This window comes from Lacimicrobium alkaliphilum, from assembly GCF_002591895.1.
GTDB lineage: Bacteria > Pseudomonadota > Gammaproteobacteria > Enterobacterales > Alteromonadaceae > Lacimicrobium > Lacimicrobium alkaliphilum.
In genome coordinates this window covers 38919-58826 of the sequence record NZ_NISX01000014.1, presented here as the reverse complement: position 1 = coordinate 58826, position 19908 = coordinate 38919, and the positions used below count along the sequence as shown (strand labels likewise).

At 49.0% G+C, this 19908-nt stretch carries 16 protein-coding genes; 8 read left to right on the top strand and 8 right to left on the bottom strand.

From position 1 onward, the window contains the following. Positions 1 to 115: 115 nt before the first annotated feature. Genes hisD through CDA54_RS13760 form a run of 4 tightly spaced genes read left to right on the top strand, consistent with a single transcriptional unit; the run spans position 116 to position 3868 of the window. On the top strand, positions 116 to 1393 hold the full coding sequence (hisD, locus tag CDA54_RS13775) for a histidinol dehydrogenase (RefSeq protein WP_099035603.1): 1278 nt from the start codon (positions 116 to 118) through the stop codon (positions 1391 to 1393). Continuing rightward, positions 1394 to 2416 carry a LacI family DNA-binding transcriptional regulator gene (locus tag CDA54_RS13770; protein WP_099035602.1) on the top strand — a complete coding sequence of 341 codons (1023 nt, stop codon included), beginning with the start codon at positions 1394 to 1396 and terminating at the stop codon, positions 2414 to 2416. It begins immediately after the preceding gene. Continuing rightward, positions 2409 to 3119 carry an alpha/beta fold hydrolase gene (locus CDA54_RS13765; protein WP_099035601.1) on the top strand — a complete coding sequence of 237 codons (711 nt, stop codon included), beginning with the start codon at positions 2409 to 2411 and terminating at the stop codon, positions 3117 to 3119. Before CDA54_RS13770 ends, CDA54_RS13765 begins: the two co-directional genes overlap by 8 nt. Next, entirely contained in the window at positions 3107 to 3868 is a 762-nt protein-coding gene (locus tag CDA54_RS13760; protein ID WP_099035600.1) for an HpcH/HpaI aldolase family protein, read from the top strand. The genes CDA54_RS13765 and CDA54_RS13760 overlap by 13 nt, the downstream gene beginning before the upstream one ends. A gap of 57 nt (positions 3869 to 3925) precedes the next feature. Here CDA54_RS13760 and CDA54_RS13755 read toward each other — a convergent pair whose 3' ends face one another. From CDA54_RS13755 to CDA54_RS13745, 3 genes are read right to left on the bottom strand one after another with little or no spacing between them, the layout of a single operon-like run. Continuing rightward, on the bottom strand, positions 3926 to 4804 hold the full coding sequence (locus CDA54_RS13755) for a nuclear transport factor 2 family protein (RefSeq protein WP_099035599.1): 879 nt from the start codon (positions 4802 to 4804) through the stop codon (positions 3926 to 3928). A 2-nt stretch (positions 4805 to 4806) separates the two neighbouring features. Continuing rightward, positions 4807 to 5892, bottom strand: a complete 1086-nt coding sequence (locus CDA54_RS13750) for a nuclear transport factor 2 family protein (protein WP_099035598.1) — start codon at positions 5890 to 5892, stop codon at positions 4807 to 4809. A 42-nt stretch (positions 5893 to 5934) separates the two neighbouring features. Next, complete coding sequence (locus tag CDA54_RS13745) at positions 5935 to 7551, bottom strand: sodium:solute symporter family protein (protein WP_099035597.1); 1617 nt, start codon at positions 7549 to 7551, stop codon at positions 5935 to 5937. Positions 7552 to 7679: 128 nt separating this feature from the next. Between CDA54_RS13745 and CDA54_RS13740 the strand changes: the two genes are divergently transcribed. From CDA54_RS13740 to CDA54_RS13725, 3 genes are all read left to right on the top strand, one after another. Continuing rightward, positions 7680 to 8675, top strand: coding sequence for a nuclear transport factor 2 family protein (locus CDA54_RS13740; RefSeq protein WP_099035596.1), 996 nt, complete (start codon positions 7680 to 7682; stop codon positions 8673 to 8675). Positions 8676 to 9035: 360 nt separating this feature from the next. Further along, positions 9036 to 11429: a TonB-dependent receptor gene (locus CDA54_RS13730; RefSeq protein WP_099035594.1), complete on the top strand. Its 2394-nt coding sequence runs from the start codon at positions 9036 to 9038 to the stop codon at positions 11427 to 11429. 175 nt (positions 11430 to 11604) lie between these two features. After that, positions 11605 to 12279: an SDR family oxidoreductase gene (locus tag CDA54_RS13725; protein ID WP_099035593.1), complete on the top strand. Its 675-nt coding sequence runs from the start codon at positions 11605 to 11607 to the stop codon at positions 12277 to 12279. Between the two features lie 436 nt (positions 12280 to 12715). On the opposite strand, the gene CDA54_RS13720 is transcribed toward CDA54_RS13725, so the two are convergent. Both CDA54_RS13720 and CDA54_RS13715 read right to left on the bottom strand, forming a co-directional pair. Beyond that, positions 12716 to 14098 (bottom strand): M16 family metallopeptidase, encoded by a 1383-nt coding sequence (locus tag CDA54_RS13720; RefSeq protein WP_099035592.1) that lies wholly within the window; start codon positions 14096 to 14098, stop codon positions 12716 to 12718. Then, positions 14082 to 15416 (bottom strand): M16 family metallopeptidase, encoded by a 1335-nt coding sequence (locus CDA54_RS13715; RefSeq protein WP_099035591.1) that lies wholly within the window; start codon positions 15414 to 15416, stop codon positions 14082 to 14084. Before CDA54_RS13715 ends, CDA54_RS13720 begins: the two co-directional genes overlap by 17 nt. 212 nt (positions 15417 to 15628) lie before the next feature. Between CDA54_RS13715 and xseA the strand changes: the two genes are divergently transcribed. Next, positions 15629 to 16957: an exodeoxyribonuclease VII large subunit gene (xseA, locus tag CDA54_RS13710; protein ID WP_099035590.1), complete on the top strand. Its 1329-nt coding sequence runs from the start codon at positions 15629 to 15631 to the stop codon at positions 16955 to 16957. Positions 16958 to 16981: 24 nt separating this feature from the next. Here the strand turns inward: xseA and CDA54_RS13705 are convergent, their stop codons facing one another. The 3 genes from CDA54_RS13705 to der form a co-directional block, all read right to left on the bottom strand. Continuing rightward, positions 16982 to 17863, bottom strand: coding sequence for a hypothetical protein (locus tag CDA54_RS13705; RefSeq protein ID WP_229748074.1), 882 nt, complete (start codon positions 17861 to 17863; stop codon positions 16982 to 16984). A 123-nt stretch (positions 17864 to 17986) separates the two neighbouring features. Next, positions 17987 to 18457: a SixA phosphatase family protein gene (locus CDA54_RS13700; RefSeq protein ID WP_099035588.1), complete on the bottom strand. Its 471-nt coding sequence runs from the start codon at positions 18455 to 18457 to the stop codon at positions 17987 to 17989. Between the two features lie 2 nt (positions 18458 to 18459). Continuing rightward, positions 18460 to 19905 carry a ribosome biogenesis GTPase Der gene (gene der, locus CDA54_RS13695; protein WP_099035587.1) on the bottom strand — a complete coding sequence of 482 codons (1446 nt, stop codon included), beginning with the start codon at positions 19903 to 19905 and terminating at the stop codon, positions 18460 to 18462. Between the last annotated feature and the right edge of the window lie 3 nt (positions 19906 to 19908).

Sequence of the window (19908 nt, the reverse complement as noted above, 5' to 3'; positions counted from 1 at the left end):
CACCTTTAAATTTAACATTGCATTCGAAGTCATTATTATGTACTTTTATGTCAAATTCAAGCTAAAATAGTATGAATTTATTGTAAATACAAACCAATCCTGCCAGAGGTAAGAGATGATCAAATACTTAAAATCCGGAAAAAATAAAGACGATAAAAACATTGATAATCAGAATGTTAAAGAAATTGTCGAGGGAATTATAAAAGAAATAGAAAATGAAGGAGAATCTGCGGTACAGCGATACTCAAACAAGTTTGACAAGTGGACTCCGGAGTCTTTCAGGCTTTCACGAGAAGAGATCGATGCCTGTTATGCAGAGCTTAGTGAGGATGTTATTAATGATATTAAATGGGCTCAGCAGCAGGTAAGAAACTTTGCAGACATACAGCGGGCGTCGATGAAAGATGTGGAAGTTGAAACATTACCAGGCGTCACTCTGGGGCATCGTCATATTCCCGTAGACAGTGTCGGTTGTTATATTCCCGGGGGTAAATATCCGCTGGTCGCCTCAGCACATATGAGTGTAATAACGGCCAAAGTGGCTGGCGTCAAACGTGTCATTGCTGCAACACCGCCATTCAACGGCAAGCCCTCACCTGCAGTTATTGTGGCTATGGATATGGCCGGCGCTGATGAAATTTACACCTTCGGTGGCGTACAGGCCATCGCAGCAATGGCAGTCGGCACCGAAAACATCGAGCCGGTGTCTATGATTGTTGGCCCAGGCAACGCCTTTGTGGCAGAAGCTAAACGGCAACTGTTCGGACGTGTTGGTATCGATCTTTTTGCCGGCCCTACCGAGACGCTCGTGATCGCTGATGACAGTGTTGATGGAGAGCTTTGTGCCGCCGATCTGCTCGGACAGGCGGAACACGGGCCGAATTCACCAGCAGTATTGCTGACCAATTGCCAACAACTGGCTGAGGATACGATGCGTGAAGTTGAGCGCCAGCTACAGATTCTGTCGACCGGCGAAGTAGCAGGCGCAGCATGGCGTGACTACGGAGAGGTGATAGTCTGTGATACCCATGAAGAAATGTTAGAGGTAGCCAACAACCTGGCATTTGAACATGTGCAGATTATGCTTCGCAATGCAGACAGTTTCCGCGAAGGTATGCGTAACTTCGGAGCACTTTTCCTTGGGCCTGAGACCAATGTAGCTTATGGTGACAAATGTATCGGCACAAATCATACGCTACCCACCAAGGGAGCGGGCCGATATACTGGTGGTCTGTGGGTGGGTAAGTTCCTCAAGACCTGCACCTTCCAGCACATAACTGAAGAAGCATCAGTGGCAGTAGGCGAGTATTGCTCGCGTTTATGCGCTATTGAAGGCTTTGCCGGGCATAAGGAACAGGCCGATATTCGAATAAGACGCTATAGGAAAAGCTAATTGAGTAAAAATAAACGCGTGACCTCTTATGATGTGGCCCGGGAAGCCGGGGTGTCGCAATCGGCTGTCTCCCGGGTATTTCGTCCCGGGGTCAGTGTTTCTGAAAAAACCCGGGAGAAGGTGCTTAAAACTGCCGACAGGCTGGGTTACAGGCCTAATGCGATTGCCAGAATGTTGATCAACCAAAGTTCCGGGATGATAGCGGTGATCGTATCTTCACGGGCTAACCTCAACTTCCCTGACGTATTAAGCCTGCTGAACAAGCAAATTGCGTTACACAATAAACGGGTATTGTTGTTCACACTCGATGAAGCAGAGCAACTTGACGGGGTCATCGAGCAAATTCTGACCTACCAGGTTGATGGTGTGGTAGCGCTGACCGCTCACTTCGAGGTCGAGAGTGTAAAACAGTTCGCACAGCATAATATTCCGGTGGTTCTTTATAACAGGGAGGTGCCGGATCATTCTGTCAGTTCCGTATGCTGCAATCATGATCAGGGGCTGAAAATGCTGGTGGACTTGTTGGTCAGACACCACCATCGCCGATATCTGATAGTAGCCGGCCCCCAAGACTCCGACGTCGCCACAGCACGTTTAACCGGGGCACAAAAGGCATTGCTGCAGCACGGCATTGATAACGTACCGGTGGTACGCGGAGACTATTCCTATGAGTCGGGCCAACAGGCGCTGCATAGCCATCTGCAAAATGCAATGGCGCCTACCGCTGTTATCTGTGCCAATGATGCCATGGCCATAGGCGTTATCGATGAAGCACGGGAGAAGCAGCAATTGCGGGTTCCCGAGGATTTGTCTGTGGTCGGCTTTGACGGCATCAGCGCATCAGCCTGGTACAGTTACCGTCTGACGACTGTCAGCCAGCCTACCAGTTACATGACTAAGGCTGCTGTAGACACACTGGTTAACCTGATCGAAAATCCACACAATCCTCCGGAAAGCCGCTACTGGCCGGGCACCCTGATTGAAGGTAACTCGGTTGCCACAGCAAGGAGTGAAGATGAGTAAGATAGCTTTTTTGCCCGGCACCCTGTGTAACAATGCGCATTTTTCTCACACAATAAACGCTCTGCAAGCAGACGGGCATCAATGCATCGATGTTCATTTTGGTCACGCGAACTGCCTCACTGACATGGCCGCAGCCGTACTAAATGCCACTCAAAAACAGCCTTGTTATCTGGCTGCTTTCTCCATGGGGGGGATGGTGGCATTTGAGTTGCTCCGCCAACATCCCGAAACGGTAAAGGGCGTAATACTGATATCCAGCAACGCCCATAAAGATAAACCCGGTGGGGAAATGGTTCGCAGGGAACATCTTGCAGTAGCGGCAGAAGATGGGCTCGAACATATGTTGCGCCAGTATTATTTACCCAAATATCAGGCGCGCCCAACACCGCAAAGCCAGGAATTGATCGTTGAGATGGCTCAACAGGTCGGTCTTGAAGGCTACAAAGCGCAGTTGCGGGTACTTGCTGAACGCCCGGACTCCTATCAGACCATCGCAGTGGCATCGGTACCTTTTCTTCTTATTAGTGGTGAAAAAGATCCACTGTGCCCGCCAGCCGGGCAACAGCGTATGGCGGCCAGGGCAAAGCAAGTGAAACAGATACTGCTGGCCGAAGCAGGCCACTTTGTCAGCCTGGATCAACCCGAAGCCGTAACCGAATCACTAAGCCAATGGCTAAGAGAGCAGCAAGTATGCAAAGATTAAAACAACGTCTTCAATCTGGTGAGCCGGTTCTGGGGACTTTTCTAAAAACCCCCCATTACCATGTGGCAGAGGTGATGAGTCGCACTCCCCTGGACGTGCTGTGTCTGGATGCGGAGCATGCCCCTTATAACCGCAGCGATTTGGATGCCAACGTACTGGCTTGTCATGCAAACCAGAAACCCGTCCTGATTCGGGTTGCGGATGCTGAGAATGCCACATTACTAAACGCCCTGGATATTGGCGCTGACGGCGTTGTGGTTCCTCATGTAAAAAGTGCCGGGCAACTGGAGCGAATCATCAAAGCGTGTTTTTATGGTGATCAGGGCAGAGGTTACGCAGGCTCTACCCGGTTTGCCGGTTATACCACCCACACCTTACCGGATAATCTCGAAGCGAGTAAAGAGGCGGTCGTTATTGCTCAGATTGAAGATATTGATGCCCTTGAAAGTATCGACGATATAGCCGGGGTGGAAGGCTGTGATTGCTTATTTATCGGGCGTATGGATTTAACAGTGGCTCTGGGGGAAACCGATGCCAAAGCCGCAAGAGTAGTAGACGCGGTTGAAGTTATCCTAAAGTCGGCCCGGCGTCACGGCCGTTCAACCGGCATTTTTGTCGCCGATCTGGATGAAATTCCCCACTGGCGAAAATTAGGCGTGAGCCTGTTTCTGCTCAGCTCTGATCATAGTTTTATGTTATCCGGGGCAACGGCACTGAGAAAACAGTTTGATCAAAAAACGATAGGCTGAGTGGCCTTCGCCATGCGCTCAGAGGTTGCCAACTCTGAGCGGCTATTCTATCTGCGACTAAACCTTACCATTGCCGCTGAACACAGAGGCAACCGCAAAAGCTTTCTGGAATGCTGCCTCGTCAAATAACAGTCGTTCTTTTGTGATGCCCTGTGAAGACAACTCAAGATAGCTGGTTATCGGCAGGCGTACCCTGATAGGGTTGCCATTGTTGTCTAACATATCACCCTCAATACGCCATCCAATGGCAACTTTTTTCTGGGTGCTGGCGTCTATCAGGATTTTCTCAAGTTGTGCATAACTGCGGGTTAAGCGTGTATTCATCATCGCGACCAGTGTGATTAAATCGGCTGGCTTCCGGACCTGTTGCGACGGGTACTGCCAGTCACAATCGGCAGCATATAAATGGGAGACAGCGGCTAGGTTGAAGCGCTGCCAAATGCTCCACCACTGCTCCAGTTGAGCCACAGGCTGACCTTTGATAGTCAGTAAATCTGCTGGTACGGCGTGGCGGGTGTGCGGGTGACACTGCTGATCAAAATCACTTAAAACCAGTGGATCCGGTGATGGCCACCAGTCCTTAAGTTGCTCTAGGTTCTGATTCGAAAACTCGGCCAGCTCCTCAGTATCGAGGACAATTTCAAGCGATTTGATATGACTATGATTATGATATAGCCAGGCCCCAACGGACAATGAGCGCTCGCCATTGCTAAGCTGATACAGCACAAAGCGTTGCTGTGCTCCGGTATCAATAACCACTGGTTCGGCTTGTTTAACCAAACCAACATGAGCTAACCATTTTGCCCACAGCTGCTTTTGCTGGGTCTGCCCATAAACATGCCTCTGCCCCTGGCTCCAACAAGTACTGTGCAGCAACGCCTGCTGTAAAGACTTTACGTCTGCCTGGGTAAAAAATCGGGAGATAACTTGATACATATTCAATCCTCACTTCTTTTCGACTGATGGCGCAACAGGTTAGCGATGGCGGCCACTTCATCGAACACTGTCCATTCCTGCAGGATCTGCCCGTCGCTCAGTTCAAAATGGGTCGCGCCCAGAACATAGTATGGGTGACCGTTGCAAGCCTTGAGCCTGCTATCCCGGGCCTGATAACTGCCGGAAACCCCCCAGCGCAGGGCCACATGAGAGCGATTTTCGTCAAAGGGCACGACCGCAATATGATCAATAACCATACGAGCATCAGGACAAGTCGCTAACCATTGGGTCAGTAATCCGGAGATGGCTGCAAGTCCCGTCGCCTGTCTTCCGCCTGGCCACTGCACTTGCGCACAGGGATGATAGAAATCACTGAGCCGGTTTAAACACTTGTGATTAAAAATCTGCTCTGCCCACCCGTCAGCGAACTCCGCCCACTGTGTGTCTGTGTTCCTTGTATCGCAGGCCATTGCCTGGCCGTCACGGGTACGCTGATATTCACTTTTCAGCCAGTGATTAAAGATTTGCCCCGGTTGTTGCTGCGCCTGAAACATGGCCGCATCTACAGGGTCAATGCCCAACTGTTTTACCAGAAAGCTGTTGTCGCGCATCAGCCATTCGTAGTAAATCTTGTTGTCCTTGCACAGACAATCGGCAATAGTAGTAACCCGACCGGTCTTATAGGTAGGCGGGCCAAACTCAGACGGGCCCTGATTAGTCATAATACTGGTAATGCGGTGAGAGGAGTAATATACCTCATCAGGCTCTTCACTCCAGATAACGTTCTCGCCGATAAGTGAACGATCCGGGAATGAAGCAATGGTTCTGAGCGTGTTTTGTACCACAGTTTCCACTGAGTCACAGTATGCCCCCAGTGTATGCACCGGGCAGTGATCTTCATAGTAGTCGTAGCACAAGCCGATGTTTTTCTGCTCCCAGATTCTGTGGGTAATTCGCAGGATAAAATCGGCGATATCCACAAATTCATGATCAAATCCAACCAGAGCTTGATTCTTTGGACGGGTCGGATGCAGCAGACCGTTAATAGTCTGCCAGTGCAACACCTCAGATGTAGTAGGCTGAGTCATAAAATGGGTCCTCCTTAAGGCCGGACGAGAATCAGTTCAGCTTTATGAGACTAAAAACTGAATGGAAAATAAGAAGGCTAATGTGACCAGGAAGAAGCCAAACAGAAGGTAATTTACCCTGTCGACTCTTCCCGGAACCTTATACCAGCCGCCCTCCTTTTCAGCCAGATTATTGGCTTTGAAATACCGTTGCTGGCCAATAACTGTATATTCAGAGTAACGCTTACTGGGCCCGTCTATCAGTAAGCTGGCGACAGTGGAAATAACAATATTTGCAGTGGCGCCGATAAGACAATACCAGGGCCAGGCAACATCAGAATTCAATGCCACCAGTGCAACAATAATAAATCCGGATACTGTTCCGACTATCAACCCGTTCTCACTGGTATGTTTTGAGAAAAACCCGAGGAAGAACATCCCCATCTGCGCACCGACAAAATAGGAGCCCACCTTACTGAGAACTTCCAGAATGGATCCCTCACTGAACAGATGATAACCAATAGCCGGGAATACGATAATGACGGCAAAAATAACAGTGAACAGTCGCGAAACCTTCAGATAATGGTTCTCTGTAGCATCAGTTTTTAAATATTTACGATAAAAATCTACTGTTGCTACCGTAGAAAGAGAGTTAAATGACGAATCCAGACTGGACATCGATGCGGCCATTACAGCGGCGGCAATGATCCCCATCAGTCCCGGCATGCCGTAGTCGGCGGCAAACTGCAAAATAATAGTGTTACTGTTTTCAAATTCCCGACCCTGGTAAAAATCGTAAAAGAGTACCCCTAATACAATAAAGAACAGGTAAATAAAGAAGGCACAAAAGCCCATCAGCAGGTATGACTTTTTTGCATCGCCAATGTTTTTAGCCGCCAAAGTACGTTGCACCATCATCTGGTTAGTGCCATAGACAGTGATGTGATACAGCGTCATGGCCACAATGCCACTCCAGATTGTCGTTTCCTCGGTGATGTCAAAGTCCCAATTCAGCGGATCCAGTTTGCCCTGCGATTTGAGCGTCGACAATGACTCACCGATGGACGTATCCCCTGTGCTGATCAGGGCGTACATAATAATTCCTGCGCCGGCAAAAAGGATCACCGACTGAATGACATCGGTCCAGATTACCGCAGTGATGCCGCCCATCATGGTGTAAATCAGCGCTATCAGCGTGACGATAATGATTGCCCAGGTTACCGGTACACCAGTAATAAACGACAGCACCAAAGACGTGCCATAGAGGATAGCCGCAGAGCTCATAATCTGGCTGATAATCCAGATCCCGGAAACCAGTCCCCTCGCCCTTTTTCCAAAACGCTTTTCCTGATACTCGTAGATGGATGCGACGCCCGAGTTATAGAAAAACGGAAAAAATATGATGATAACTGCCATAATCACTAAAGGGTAATTCAGGTGCAGAGCTATCACGGAAAGCCCATCTGAATATGCCCAGGCGGGAGCTCCGAGAAAGGTCATAGCACTGACATAGGTGGCAATGACAGAAATGCCAATAGCCCACCATGGGGTCTGCTTCTGACCCAGATAGAAATCGTCTGATGTGTTTATTTTCCTGCCGATTATAAAACCTAACAACAGGTTAGCGACAATATAAATGCCCAGGATGGACCAGTTTAAAGCTCCAAAACTCTCAGTCATGATATGAACTCTTTTTGCTTGTCATTGAGTCTGATTGTTTACAATATTAACTAATCTATTACATAATGACTTCGAAGTCATCAGTTCTTTAGAGAATTTTTATCCAACCCCACTTTAAGGAGATAAGCATGGATTTCAGTCATGAGAAGAATCTGGTCAGGCAATATATAGAAGAATTTGATAAGGCTGAAGCCGACTCAATCCAGGCCGTTACAGAGCTGCACTTTACTTCGGATGCAAAAATATACGCCTGTTACCCCTTTGATCAGGAACAGTCACCTGCTGCTTTAACCACGTCTTTGTGGCAGCCACTAAAAAACAATTTTACGGCTTTGCATAGAAGGCAGGACGTGTTTATGGCAGGCATCAATGAAGCTGACGGAAGTTGCTGGGTAATGAGCATGGGGCATTATATGGGCTTGTTTGATAAAGCTTTTCTAAAAATCCCTCCAACTGGCAAGCTGACCATGCTGCGATATGCTGAATTTTTCAAAGTAGAAGATAACAAAATAACGGCTCATGCCGTCTTTATGGACTGGATAGCTCTGATGAAACAGGCCGGCCTGAACCCGCTACCAGCGGAGACCGGCAACAGTTTTGTTTATCCCGGCCCCATGCACCATAACGGCTTACTGTTTAATCAGCAGGATCCCGGCGAGTCTGATAGAACCCTTGCTCTGGTGAATCAAATGGTGGCGGACTTAGATCAGCTTAATAAATCTGGTAATGATCAGTGCCCACCAGAGTTGTTAGCCAAGTGCTGGTCACCAGATATGCTTTGGTATGGTCCTGCTGGTATTGGCGCCTCTTATACCATTGAACGCTATCAACAACAGCATCAGTATCCTTTTCGGCAGGGCCTCAAAGACAAGGTCTTTAACGGGCATGTATGCCGTTTTGCAGAGGGAGAGTTTGCCTGTTTCTTCGGCTGGCCGAACTTGTCTAACACCGCTGGCGGAGGGTTTCTGGGACTTCCTGCTTCGAATATTCGTGCAGATATGCGCGTTGTGGATGTGTACTCCCGCCAAGGCAATAAGCTGGCAGAGAACTGGGTATTTATGGACATTCCTTATTGGCTCAAACAGCAAGGTTTAGATGTTCTGGCCCGAACCACTTCAATATAGCGGGATCTATGAGCCTGACTCCTTCGGTTTCAGGCACGCGGGTTGTTTTGCCGCCACTTGTGAAACAACCTTATCAGCACAACAATACTTCGAAATCACACACAAAAGGCAACATAAAGCCCAACAGAACAAAAAAACCTAGCATCAACACACTGATTTTAAATGGTTTAATAAAAAAACAAGAAACGAGATTTAATTTCATTAGCAACTTTTTAACATTTATATTGACTTCGAAGTCGTTTTGATTATATTTTAAATGAGGACAATAAATCATCAACCATTCTCAGTGGTGTCGTCGGTCAGTTATCAGAATTGAACGAATAGGACACTTATATAATGTAGACAGGCAGGGCAAACACTATGAACAAAACACAATTAAATTTTCGTCGTAAAGCCATATCCGCAGCAGTGCACTGCTCGTTGACACTGGCTTTTGTCACTACGGCTAAGGCGCAGGAAGAACAAGCAGAGCAACAAGCTGGCATTGAGCGCATTGAAGTTACCGCCAACAAGCAGCCTCAGGATCTGCAGGAAGTGTCCTCTTCCCTAACTGCGCTTAGCGCCAGCGATATAGAGCGGGCCGGTATTATTGATATTACTGGCCTGGAGAATCTCACACCGGGCCTGCGCATCGGAAGCTCCGGCGGTGAAGTCAGGCCTGCCATGCGCGGTGCCCGCACCAACGAAGTAGGCGTCGCAGGAACCGGTATCGCTGAACAGGTGGTAGGAATATTTCAGGATGGCGTTTACGTACCCACCACCACCGCTGGCCTGGGCGCCTATTCAGATGTTCAGAGAATAGAAGTGTTGCGTGGCCCTCAGGGAACCTTGTACGGACGTAATACCTTTGCCGGTAGTATTAATGTTATTTCTAAAGAGCCCGAACTGGAATACACCTCTGGCTCGATAAAAGCAACTCACGGCTCTTACAACCGTTCTGCCTACGAGACAGTATTAAACCTGCCTGTAAGTGACGAGGTCGCAACCCGCTTTGTGGTATCTGCAGACCGTCACGACGGCATGATCGAGAACCATGTGGTTCCGGGCCCATCCGATGATTTACGTGAAAAAAACCAGTTTTATGCACGCAATATTACCAAATACGATACTGACGATTTTAAAGCCATGTTGCGTATTGATTACAGCAAGAAAGACTCTAATTCCGAGGCGATTTGGGGCTATCAACAAATTGCTGGCTATCAGATTACAGAAACCTCACCAGGCTCAGGTATATTCGATGAACAAGCCACAGTCACGCCGGGCCATATTTATCAACCGGGCGATGCCCAACGAGATGATAAGGGGCCTTATGATGTTTACCGCAATGCCATGTCTCTGGATAAGCAAGAAAGCTGGTCAGCAACAGCCACACTGGAATGGGCACTGGATATCGCAAATGTAAAATGGACCACTAATTATTCAGAATTAAGTGGTCAGCAGTTCTACGACAGTGATTACAGTGACGGCGGCCTGGATATTGTTGGTGGGTTTGGTCGCCAGGATGATCAGCAAGCCATATCTACTGAGCTACAGCTTTCATCGGTAGAAAATAACGGGCCTTTTTCATGGATCGCCGGGGCTTACCTGTTTTCACAGGAGGCGGACTGGGAATGGCTGTGGCGGGAAGACACTACCGGTGATGGCATAGCAGATGATCTCGTTGTGCCTTCCTGGGGCAACCCCGACCATGATCCGCATAAAGTAGACTCACTCGCGTTATTTGGCCAGGCACGCTATCAACTAACAGATACCACCGGCGTATTGGCCGGACTGCGTTATAACAAAGATGAAAAGACCTTTACAGGCGACAGTATTCCCGATTGGGACGATTCTGCCGTGTTGTGGAAACTCGCCGTGGAACACAATCTTGCAGAAGACATCATGTTATACGCCAGTGCAGCCACCGGCTATCGGACCGGTGGTGCGAACGATACCCGGGTGGTAGCCCGTGGGGCCGATCCTTTATATGACAACGAAGACGTGATCTCCTATGAATTGGGCATGAAAAGCTACCTGTTCGATAACGCGGTGCGTCTGAATCTGTCTGTATTTGCAAATGAATACTCTGACGTAAAAGCACAACTTTTTGCCGTATCCTGTAACGATATCAATGCGGGTCTTTCAGTAGTGCAATGTGTCAACCAAGGCGTTAGCACTACCTTTGAATACTATGAAAACGGCGGTGACGTATCCACCTATGGACTTGAAGCTGATTTACAATGGCGTCCTACCCATGCCCTGACCATTAACTCCACCCTGTCATTGTTAGATTCAGAATTTTCCAATGACTACGCCGTGGGTAATAGTGATTTACGGCCTTTGCTGGGACTGGGGAACTTCCAGGGTCGTCAGGATATCAATGACCCAAACAGTCAATTCAGCTTTAAGGGCTGGTCTCCGGCCATGTCACCAGGTTACACATTCGGGCTCAGTGGTCGCTATGAGATTGAACTGGATGAGGGCCTTTTGACACCTTATCTGCAACTGACTTTTGTAGATGACTACTATGCCTTTGACACCAACATTCCAGAGGCAAAAGTTGATGCCCACATCATGGCAAACGCCAGAATAAGCTGGGAGATAAACGATAATATTCAGTTGGACGTCTTTGCTAATAATCTCACTGACGAGGCTGTATTGACCAGGGCTGTTGTACATTCTCAGATTGTAGATGGACTGCCCATCAATTCCGTTCAGGCTAACTGGAATAATCCGCGCACCTTCGGTATCAGCCTGAAATATTCATTCTTTTAATATCAAACGTTGATATTCTCCCTGTGCCCGGATTATTCCGGGCTTTTTTATCCATAAGAATTATTATGAAGCCATTCATATAAGCGCAATTAATCAGTACTTAAACACCAACGATTTATGCCATCATTATTCAGCGACGTCCGCTCAAAACTCGGAAAAATAACAGGAGCCAAATATGTCTAAAGTAATGTTGATTACCGGTGCCTCCAGCGGTATCGGTGAAGCCACAGCCCGCAAGGCGGCCGCTGAAGGGCACAAGCTGATCCTCACCGCCCGCCGGGGTGAGTTACTGGAAAAACTGGTGGCAGAATTTGGTGAATCCCATGCGGTGGGCATCGCCGCCGATGTGACCGATTTTGCGGCACTGGAAAATGTGGTGAAAACCGGCGTAGAGAAATTCGGCCGTCTGGATGTGGTTTTTGCCAATGCCGGTACGGGCGCTTCAGTGCCCGGCACAGAGCAGGGAGATCCAAAGGAATGGGATAAGATGATCAGCCTGAATATCAATGCCCTGCTCTACACCGCCAAACTGACTCTGCCGCACTTACGCGAAACCACCGGGCATTTTATTATGACCGGCTCCGCCGCCGGGCGTATCACCCTTAAAGGCTCAGTCTACGGCGCCACAAAATGGTTTGTGCATGGTTTTGCCAGTAATCTGGCTGAAGAGATGAAGGAATGGCAGGGCCGCCTGACCACCATCGCACCGGGCATGGTGAATACACCATTTTTTGACGAACCCAAGCCCGACAAACTGGATCCGCAGGATGTGGCCGATGCCGTGCTGTATGCCATCAATGCCAACCCGCGCAACTGTGTACGTGAGGTGTTTCTGATGCCGGCGTATTAAGGAACCTTTAATAAAGACAAGAATAACCACAGAGACACAGAGAACACAGAGGTACTAAGGGTTTAATGTCCTCAACCACTCTGTGATCTTTGCGCCTCAGCGTGATCTTCAGAATTTCTTATTGATCTCGCAGAGCCGCAAGGGCACTGGATTCCCGCCAAAGACACGCGGGAATGACAGACGGTCATACCCGCGTGTCGTTACCGGTATCCAGCGACTTCAATAAAGACAAAAATAACCACAGAGACACGGAGAACACAGAGGTACTAAGGGTTTAATATCCTCTACCACTGTGCGATCTTTGCGTCTCTGTGTGATCTTCAGAATTTCTTATTGATCTCGCCAAGGCGCGAAGTCCAGAGGGATTAACCGCTAAGCCCCTTTTACTTCTCTGTGCCCTCTGTGGCTCTGTGGTGAAATCCTTCTTTCACGGCGGTTAAAGACTAATCTGCTGTGTATCGATCTTCGTTTCAATCAGCTCACCGTATTCACTCACTACTGGCCTGAGCGCGTCGGCGTTGCCAATTACCACCATTTGCAGATGCTCTTTTGGGAAGTACTGCTTGATCAACGACTTGGTTTTATCCAGATCCAGTGCATTAACATTGTCACTGAAGTTATTGATAAAGGTCTCGTCATAGCCGTATACAAACATACCACTGAGCAATTCAGCCAGCTCACCGGACGTTTCATATTTGGGTGGAAACTGTCCTTTTACATAGGCTTTGGCAGAATCCAGTGTCGCTTTATCAATACCCTGTTGCCAGAGTCTTGCGTAGGTTTTCAGGGTCAGGTCGATGGCTTCTTTGGTTTTATCGGTCTGGGTAAAAGTATAAATACTGAAACTTCCCCCCTGCTGATAAGCACTAAAGCTGCTTCTGGCACCATAAGTCAGCCCTGTGTTGACTCTTAACTCATCATTCAGCCAGGAAGTAAAACGCCCGCCCAGTATGGTATTAACCACCTGCAATGCTACATAGTCCGGGTTGCTGCGGGCGATTCCCTTGCCACCAATAATATAGGTGCTTTCCCGTGCATCAGGCTTATCAACCAGCAGCACTTTGGCTTTAGCAGGCTTCACTTTGGCTGGTGGCACTGAAAAGTTCTCGCTGTTACCCTGCCAGTTGCCGAACAGGGCTTTGATTTTACTGATTATTTTGTCGCTGTCGAAGTCTCCCACTATGCTGATGGCCGCATTGTCGGGTCGATACCATTTGGTATAAAAATCTTTTAGATCAGATACCTGCATAGTTCTGACGCTGGCGATATTTCCACTTCGCTGTTTCGCATAGGGGTGCCCGGCAAACAATAGCGCATTAAAATAATCACCGATGACTGCCTTAGGGCTTTCCTGAGCCTGTTGCAACGCTGCCAGATGCCGTTGCTGGTAGGCCGCCACTTCCTGTTCTGCAAAGTCTGCACGCAACAATGCATCTGCCAGCATCTTCAGTACTTTATCTTCGTCTTTGCTGGCAAATGATGCGGCCACCTGGCTGGCTTCCAAACCACCACCGGCATTGATATTGGCACCGATAAAATCCAGTTGCTGTTCAAATTCGGCGCGCGTTAAGCCACCACTTCCCAGTAACAACGCGTTAGCGGTCATTTCAGCCTGACCAGACTTGTTGTCCTGCACAGCACCAGCTTTAACGGTTACCACTGCGTCAATCAACGGAACTTCGTGCTGCTCCATAAGATACAGGGTGAGGCCATTTTCCAGCACCAGCTTTTCGTAAACAGGCAGTTTAAATTCTGCCGCCGACACGCTGAATACGCTGAACGTCAGAATTGTCAGCAGACGATTAACGATCTTGTGCATAGGAATCTTCCTTATTATTCAGAATACCGACAGTACCATTGGCTTTTTTCAGGTAGGTTTTCGCGACTCGCTGAATATCAGCGGCGCTGACTTTATCTAATTGCGCGGGGAGCTCAAACAGTTGCTTGTAATCGTCAAAATAGACCTGATAGGTGCCGATAGTATCGGCCTTACCGTTGATGGTCTGCATCTGGCGGTAAAAACTCACCAAGCGGCTGTTTTTAACTTTCTGCAGCTCATTGTCACTGACCCCCTGTTCAATAACCTCACTGATTTGCGCGACCAGCCCCTTTTCAAGGTCTTCTGCAGAAGTATCCGGTGTGGCGATGGCGTAGAGGTAAAACAGGTTGGCATCAAACGAGTCAGGAATATAGGTCATCACATTGGTGGCCAGTTTTTGCTCAAACACCAGAGACTGCTTTAATCTGGAGCTGTTGCCATTGGCGAGAATGTCACCCAGCATTTGCAGAGCGTAGTTATCTTTGTGGCCGGTGGGCGGAATATGAAACGCCATCAGCAGATTGGGGCTGGTAACCGACTCTTTCATTACATAGGTGCGCCGCTCGCCTTTCTGCTCAGGCTCCACCGTATGAATCTTACGCGGTTCGGGCTGAGCCGGAATGGGTTCGAAATAGGCCTCAGCCAGTTTTTTCACCTCATCAAATTGTACCGCACCAACGATCACCACCACGGCATTATTCGGTGCATAATAGGTTTTATGGTACTGACGCAAATCTTCGAGAGTCCAGTTGGCAATGTCAGAATCATGTCCAATTACTGACCAGCTGTAAGGGTGCGCACGAAAGGCCACGCCTTTGACCTCTTCATGCAGAGTGCGGAAGTTGGAATTTTCCAGGCCGGTACTGCGCTCAGACATCACCACGCCTCGTTCACTTTCCACCACTTGTGGGTCAATATCCAGATTAGCAATCCGGTCGGCTTCGAGATCGAACATAAGCTCCAGCGCATCAGCCGGAAACCAATCGGTATATACGGTGAGGTTTTCGGTGGTGTAGGCATTGTTGGCACCACCTGCGGCTTCCATTGTGCGGTCGAACATTTTAGGGCCGTATTTTTCTGAACCGTTAAACATCATGTGCTCAAAAAAATGCGACAGACCGGTAATGCCGGGGTATTCATTCCGTGAGCCCACTTTCCAGAACAAATACATATTGGCATTAGGAATAGAGTCATCTTCAAGCACCAGGATCTGCATGCCATTTTTCAGGGTAAATTGCTGTATGTCGTCGGCCTCAGTGGCTTGAGTTACTGGTGCTATCAGTAACAGTGACAAACACAGCTTCAGTATGCTCTTCATTATTTATTTTTCTCCGTATAAGCATAAAGATAAATTACAACACCGGGCAGTGTATCCGCCCATCATCATTAAAACCAATGGGCTGAATGTTTATTTTTCAGAAAAGTGTAAGCAGCATTTACAGCGCTCAATCTGACCCTTGCGACTTGGCTTTAAGCTGCACAGGCATTATGCTCTGCAACTGACTCTCTCTGACCAGCGAACGCCGTATTATGCAAGCTTCCCGTGACACCATTTATACCGTCAGCCGACTGAATCGCCAGGCCCGGATGGTGCTGGAGAGCGAAATCGGTCAGGTGTGGGTACGGGCGGAAATCTCAAACTTTGTGGCAGCCGGCTCGGGTCACTGGTATTTCACCCTCAAAGATGACCGGGCGCAGGTGCGTACGGCCATGTTCCGCAATGCTAATCGCCGCGTGACGCTGCGCCCTAAAGAAGGCGACCGGGTGCTGGTCAGAGCAACATTGAGCTTGTACGAACCCAGAGGTGATTATCAGCTGATTGCCGAACACATGGAGCCTGAGGGTGAAGGGCTGCTGAAACAGCAGTTTGAACAGTTAAAACAACGTCTGGCTGCAGAAGGTTTGTTTGATCAGCAACACAAGCACCCTATTCCACACCCCATTGTAAAAGTCGGTATCATCACCTCTGCCACCGGCGCTGCCCTGCATGACATTCTTACCGTGCTGAAACGGCGTAACCCGGCGATTGAAGTGATAATTTATCCCAGTCAGGTTCAGGGTGACAGTGCCCCGGCGCAGCTGATAAACGCCTTACAACTGGCCAATCAGCGAAACGAGGTGGATGTATTGATTCTGGGCCGTGGCGGCGGCTCGCTGGAAGATCTCTGGTGCTTCAATGATGAACATCTGGCGCGGGCTATTTTCTCTTCCGGCCTGCCAGTAATCAGCGCTGTAGGCCATGAAGTGGATGTCAGTATTGCCGATTTTGTCGCCGATCTGCGAGCACCCACTCCCTCCGCCGCAGCCGAACTGGTCAGCCAGGATAAACAAGAGCTGGAAAACCGGCTGGCACAAACAATCCGGCGTCTGCATCAGGCCATGAACACTCAGATAAAGCAATTACAAGGCCGCCAGAACCTGGCGTTGGAGCAATTGCAACGCGCCCATCCCAAGGCCAGACTACAACAACAGAACCAGCATCTGGACAGACTGCATAGCGATCTGAATCACGCGCTGGCGCGTCAGCTTGGCCATGCACGGGAAAACGTGACCGGATTGCAGACCCGGTTACAGCAGCAATCGCCACAACAAAAGCTGCAGGCAATGCAACAACAGCTGCAATACCAGTGGCAGAGTCTGAATAGCCACCTGCGCAAGAATATACGCGATAAACACCAGGCCCTTGCCAATAACAGTCATTTACTCAACACCGTCAGCCCCCTGGCGACATTGAGTCGGGGCTACAGTATCAGCCTTAAAGATGATCAGGTGGTTAAAACAGCAAAGGCATTAAAACCCGGCGATGAACTCACTACACGTTTTGCCGATGGCGAAGTGAAAAGCAAAGTACAGCCTTAGACCAATCCGCATAGATAACGGGTACTAGTTTTCAACCGGATTCAGTATATTCACTTTCTCCGATGCTTTAAAAAAGCCAGCCTGGGTGTAGGCTCGTTTAATTCTCTGTTGCGAACGCAAGACGTTCAGGCCTTTTTCGATAGCCTTATACGCCTTTTCGCCATCAGGGTGTTTACGGCTAATCACAAAATGCCGGCTTCCCCAGAGAATTACGGCAGTGTCTTTAACCGGCTGTAGCGAGAGGTGCTCAAGCACATAAGGATTCTGCTCTGGCAGGTAAGGCATCAACATAAAATCAACCCAGCCCCGATAGACCATTTGCACCTGACTAACCCAATCATCTTCCCTGACCAGTTCTTTTAGCCCAAGTGTTTGAAAGGTCTTCCAGTCCGTTTGCCATAGGGGGGTTGAAACCGCACTCAGTGAGGCTAAGTCGCTGGCAGTCTGAATTGACAACACTGCCTGATTATCCGGCCGGGTATAAATGGCGGCAACGTACTCTCCGTTTCTTATGACAGGACTGCTGATGTAGACACTGTCTTCAATTTCCAGGGCATCTTTATACCAGTAGCTGTCGAAGCTCATCAGCAGTTTTCCCTGCTGCAGTAACCGGGTATTGCGAAAGTTGACCTTTCCGGCGGCATAGCAAAAAGACTTGTCAAAACCACCTTCAGCCAATGCCTGCTGCGCGATAATCATGTCAACGACATCCCGACGCATGCCTTTTACAGAAAAGTCGTTAATTTCAGTGACAGGGCGATTAGCCGTAACCCGGGTGTAATCCTCGTAAACATCGTCACGGATATAAATCAGAATGCTGTCCTTTGAATCGCACGCAAAGGCGCTGACCGGCATCAGCAGCCAGCATAACAGGAGTATTAGGGTTAAAAGATGCGATACAGACATAATGAACACCAGATTAGCCGGATTCCGGTTTCAGTGCCAGTCGCTTAAACTTAGTACAGAGGGGAATAGGGTAATAACTTCAGTGATTCTGAGCGTACCGCCCAACGTTAAAGGCAGTGGCGTTTATAACGAAAAACGCACTGTTCTGACGTTATTCTGATGCATCTGTAACTGGTAAAGATCACCATAATCAGACTCATCCATGGCGTCGGCCTGACCGCCCAAAATCTCAATCAGTTGTGGCGTGGTATTGCTGTGCCCTACGATAACTGCAGTCTCACCACGCTGTTTCAGGTTTACAGCAAATTCATCCAGGCGGGATGGATCATAGTGCACTACCTTAACATCAATCCGCTGCGATAATGCCGATACGGTTTCCCGCGTGCGGCGGTAATCAGTACTGTAGATCCTGTGTATATCGGCATGCTGCAGCAATCTGGCCAGACGCTGCGCTTGTTGGCGTCCGTTATCGGTGAGCAGCGGATTTTTACTGCCATCATCCTGTTTCTGTGCATGGCGCAACAGGTACAGATCGTACTCAGCCGCCCAAAGCGGCTGAGATACCAACAACAACAGAGCCAGTAAAATCTTCATGGTTATTTTTTCTTGTGAAACGCCATCAGTCTTCTGCGTTTACGCTGCTGTGACAGCGTAAGCTGATTCTTTTTACCTTCGAAAGGATTGGCTCCTTCTTTAAATTCAATCCGGATAGGCGTACCCATCACTTTGAGAGATTTACGGTAATAATTCATCAGATAGCGCTTATAGGCATCGGGCAGATCCTCTACCTGATTACCATGCACCACGATCACCGGCGGGTTATACCCTCCGGCATGGGCATACTTCATTTTCACCCGACGGCCACGTACCAGTGGCGGTTGATGATCGTCCTGCGCCATCTCCATAATCCGTGTCAGAATGGCAGTATTAATACGCCGTGTTGCGGAGCCATAAGCTTCCTGCACCGATTCAAACAGATTGCCGACACCGGATCCGTGCAGTGCAGAGATAAAGTGCAGACGGGCAAAATCAATAAAACCAAGGCGGCGATCCAATTCCCTTTTTATCTCGTCTTTAACATCGGTATCCAGTCCGTCCCACTTATTCACCGCCAGTACCAGAGAGCGGCCTGAGTTAAGCACAAAACTGAGCAGGCTGAGATCCTGGTCGGTAATGCCTTCACGGGCATCCACCACCAGCAATACCACATTGGCCTCTTCGATAGCCTGCAGGGTCTTGACGATGGAAAACTTTTCCACCACATCTGAGACTTTTTTGCGCTTACGCACACCAGCGGTATCAATGAGAATATACTCGCGGTCATCCCGGCTCATCGGAATAAACACGCTGTCGCGGGTCGTTCCAGGCTGATCGTAAACCACCACCCGCTCTTCGCCGAGAATACGATTGGTCAGGGTTGATTTACCGACATTCGGCTTGCCCACAATGGCCAGTTTAATCGGCAAGTCCTGTAACCGTTTGAGTTGCTGCTCGGCATCTTCCTCTTCATGGTTAACCGGTTCATCGGATACCAGCATATCCGGAAAACTCTCTGCCAGAGGATGGAGTAAGTTCTGCAACAACTGGCTTATACCACGGCCGTGGGCGGCGGCAATCTGATGTACCTCACCCAGAGCCAGGGCGTAGAATTCAGCACTCTCGCTGTCTCCGTCAATACCGTCGACTTTGTTAGCAACAATGTGCACCGGCTTATTTTGCAACCTCAGATGTCGGGCAATCGCCTGATCAGAAGCCGTAATACCGGTGCGGGCATCGAGCAGAAACAGTACCAGATCAGCTTCTTCCACGGCTAACAGAGACTGCTGTGCCATTTCGGCATCAATACCCTGCTCATCACCACTGATACCGCCAGTATCGACGACAATGAACTGCATTCCCTCGTAGTTGGCCTGACCATATTTACGATCCCGGGTCAGACCGGGAAAATCCGCCACCAGCGCATCACGGGTGCGGGTCAGACGGTTAAAAAGCGTGGACTTGCCCACATTGGGACGACCGACCAAAGCTACGACGGGTAACATAAT

What these genes read in the sequence shown, in the direction of transcription:
- hisD (WP_099035603.1), top strand. Translation starts at nt 116, where the DNA reads ATGATCAAATACTTAAAATCCGGAAAAAATAAAGACGATAAAAACATT.
- CDA54_RS13765 (WP_099035601.1), top strand. Translation starts at nt 2,409, where the DNA reads ATGAGTAAGATAGCTTTTTTGCCCGGCACCCTGTGTAACAATGCGCAT.
- CDA54_RS13760 (WP_099035600.1), top strand. Translation starts at nt 3,107, where the DNA reads ATGCAAAGATTAAAACAACGTCTTCAATCTGGTGAGCCGGTTCTGGGG.
- CDA54_RS13755 (WP_099035599.1), bottom strand. Translation starts at nt 4,804, where the DNA reads ATGTATCAAGTTATCTCCCGATTTTTTACCCAGGCAGACGTAAAGTCT.
- CDA54_RS13750 (WP_099035598.1), bottom strand. Translation starts at nt 5,892, where the DNA reads ATGACTCAGCCTACTACATCTGAGGTGTTGCACTGGCAGACTATTAAC.
- CDA54_RS13745 (WP_099035597.1), bottom strand. Translation starts at nt 7,551, where the DNA reads ATGACTGAGAGTTTTGGAGCTTTAAACTGGTCCATCCTGGGCATTTAT.
- CDA54_RS13740 (WP_099035596.1), top strand. Translation starts at nt 7,680, where the DNA reads ATGGATTTCAGTCATGAGAAGAATCTGGTCAGGCAATATATAGAAGAA.
- CDA54_RS13730 (WP_099035594.1), top strand. Translation starts at nt 9,036, where the DNA reads ATGAACAAAACACAATTAAATTTTCGTCGTAAAGCCATATCCGCAGCA.
- CDA54_RS13725 (WP_099035593.1), top strand. Translation starts at nt 11,605, where the DNA reads ATGTCTAAAGTAATGTTGATTACCGGTGCCTCCAGCGGTATCGGTGAA.
- CDA54_RS13720 (WP_099035592.1), bottom strand. Translation starts at nt 14,098, where the DNA reads ATGCACAAGATCGTTAATCGTCTGCTGACAATTCTGACGTTCAGCGTA.
- CDA54_RS13715 (WP_099035591.1), bottom strand. Translation starts at nt 15,416, where the DNA reads ATGAAGAGCATACTGAAGCTGTGTTTGTCACTGTTACTGATAGCACCA.
- xseA (WP_099035590.1), top strand. Translation starts at nt 15,629, where the DNA reads ATGCAAGCTTCCCGTGACACCATTTATACCGTCAGCCGACTGAATCGC.
- CDA54_RS13705 (WP_229748074.1), bottom strand. Translation starts at nt 17,863, where the DNA reads ATGTCTGTATCGCATCTTTTAACCCTAATACTCCTGTTATGCTGGCTG.
- CDA54_RS13700 (WP_099035588.1), bottom strand. Translation starts at nt 18,457, where the DNA reads ATGAAGATTTTACTGGCTCTGTTGTTGTTGGTATCTCAGCCGCTTTGG.
- der (WP_099035587.1), bottom strand. Translation starts at nt 19,905, where the DNA reads ATGTTACCCGTCGTAGCTTTGGTCGGTCGTCCCAATGTGGGCAAGTCC.